The sequence below is a fragment of the Bacillus cereus group sp. BfR-BA-01360 genome, from assembly GCF_022663595.1.
In the GTDB taxonomy this organism is placed as follows: Bacteria; Bacillota; Bacilli; order Bacillales; family Bacillaceae_G; genus Bacillus_A; species Bacillus_A cytotoxicus.
This window is the reverse complement of sequence record NZ_JAKUFV010000060.1, coordinates 1-2,313: the sequence shown is the minus strand read 5'-3', so window position 1 is coordinate 2,313 and position 2,313 is coordinate 1. Positions and strand designations below refer to the sequence as shown.

Sequence of the window (2,313 nt, the reverse complement as noted above, 5' to 3'; positions counted from 1 at the left end):
AAACTTCGTTTGATAAACGGGTAACAAATGTTGAAAAGACCTCGGATGTTATCAATCAAAGTGTATCTAAACTTCAAGAAACGCAAACACAGCAAGGAAAAGCGATATCCGAAGCACAGGCGATAATCAAACAACATTCTGATGAACTTGCGTTGTCGGTAAAAATGAAAGATGTCGAGGATTATGTGGGTGGCATTGGGGTAACAAATGAACTTCTTAATACTCGTTTCAAACAGGGGACAAAGTATTTTTATAGTGCGGTGCCGATTTCTGTCGATGCAAACGAAACGCATAAAGGCGATTCGTCTTTAAAGTTATCTGTTAGCGGTAATACGGATAATGCATTTCGTAACATAACATCTATGAGAGTTCCTGTTACTCCTGGTGAAAATGTAGTTGTATCGGCGTATTTTAAAGTCAAAGATTGGACAGAACATGAAAAGAAAATGATACGTATGGTCGCCATCTTTTGGAAAAAAGATGGGACTCAATTTACAGCTGGGGTCAATGATTTTACTTTTCCAGCTGATACATGGGTGAGACAAGAATTTACTAAAGTAGCTCCCGCTGAAGCTGTTGAAGTTGCCCTTAGAGCTTATGTGATTCGTAACGGTACTTTTTGGATGGCTCACCCGATGCTGCAAAAAGCGGTGAGAGCAAGTTCTTATATTGAAAATCCAGCAGATATGGTCGACAAAGATAAAATCATGGAAGAGTTGGCTGACAAAGTAGCAACTGAACAATATACCAAAAAAGTAACGGAGTTAGAAAGAAGTATCAGCGCTAATGAAAAAGGCGTTGCAATTATATCTGAAAAACACGAAACCTTTGTGAATGATACTTTCGACGCTTATGTCAAAGAAGTGGGGTCTAAGTTACAAGTATTAGATGAAGGAATTCTAGCTCAAGTGAAAAAAGGCGATATTATCGCAGCTATCAATCTGTCAGCAGAGAAGATAACAATTGATGTAGCAAAATTAGCAATTAATGCAGACACAATGGTCGAATGGTTAACTGCAAAAGGTATCGATACGAATCTCATTCGAATCAGTGGCGATAAGATACTCATCGACAAAAACGGTGTAACGATTAAAATGCTAGATTTCCTTTTCGAAGATGAACGAGGACTAAAAACAACGGTACAAGCCAAACGAAACCTTGTTATTGACCATGATTTTTCAAGTGTTCCTAAGCAGGTTATGCCAGATAACACAGCATTTTCATGGTTCGAAACAGGACGATTTTGGAGGAAAAACGGTTCTGTTGTAATCGAAAATGACACGCTGGCATTTAGCTATGAGCGAATGGTGAATGCGACTCGGGTAGACAAAAACAGCTATGTTGAAACTACGGTGAAAAATGGAGTTCATCCGGGGAACATCTATACCGTATCAGCGCACTTTCGTGCAGCGACAATCAATAATCAGCGTGTTACAGCCAAACCTGTGATTCAAATTTTATATGTAAAGTACGATGACAATGTCCACTATACGACGTGGTACGAAGTAAGTAAGTCTTTTGACGCTCCTAGTACCTTTTACGGCGATATACAAAGACGAGCGTTCACGATTACGATACCAGCAAGTTACAAACCGACCGAACACGCTGTAATCATTCGCCTGAAATCGGAAGGTGACATTGGTCAAGGAACGGCTGTATGCGTGTCTGGTGTGGAGATGGTGACAGGGAAATATCCTTCTATGTATAGTTGGCAAGCGCAAAGCGGTAGTGTATATGGTGGCATTATGCCAATCGATGGATTAGAATTTGGCGATAGTCAAGGTACAATCAATGTTGCCCAAGATAGAAAAACGTTTGACATAGGCGGAACTTTAGAGACGAAGTTTCACAATAACATCAGAGCAACGAAAGGTGTAAATCTTGGCGGAAATGAGTTTCAAGGTTGGGGACATGTTCGCTTCACAGATGGAAATCAAGGGATTGGATTTTACGTCCACAATTCAAATGGTTGGTTTTTTAATAGATTAGGATAGGAGTGATCGTTGTGGAAGGCGATACGAACATTACTTTCCCCTTTCCTTTACAAGAAGGAGAAGGAATGCCCTTTATGGGCAGAGTTGTAGATTTAGAGAGAACGGAAAACGGAATTACTGTACAAATTCCATTCGACATGCTAGATAACGCAGGGTTAGAAATGGGTACAAATAAAGTCGAAGTGTGGAGGGAAGTACATGACGGAACGATTTGCATTCGAGTGGCTACTATTTGTGATATCTGCAAAAAGGGCGCTCGTTTATACGAGCTAGATTTAGGGTTTGTTAAGCGAATGGTATGCGCGGAAGACTATAAAAA

At 40.2% G+C, this 2,313-nt stretch carries 1 protein-coding gene and 1 pseudogene; both read left to right on the top strand.

Annotated elements, in window-relative coordinates:
* Positions 1 to 1,994 (top strand): annotated as a pseudogene (locus MR056_RS21835) (phage tail spike protein); the annotation flags it as partial.
* A 65-nt stretch (positions 1,995 to 2,059) separates the two neighbouring features.
* A partial coding sequence (locus MR056_RS21830; RefSeq protein WP_242136723.1) for a hypothetical protein occupies positions 2,060 to 2,313 on the top strand: 254 nt, incomplete at its 3' end.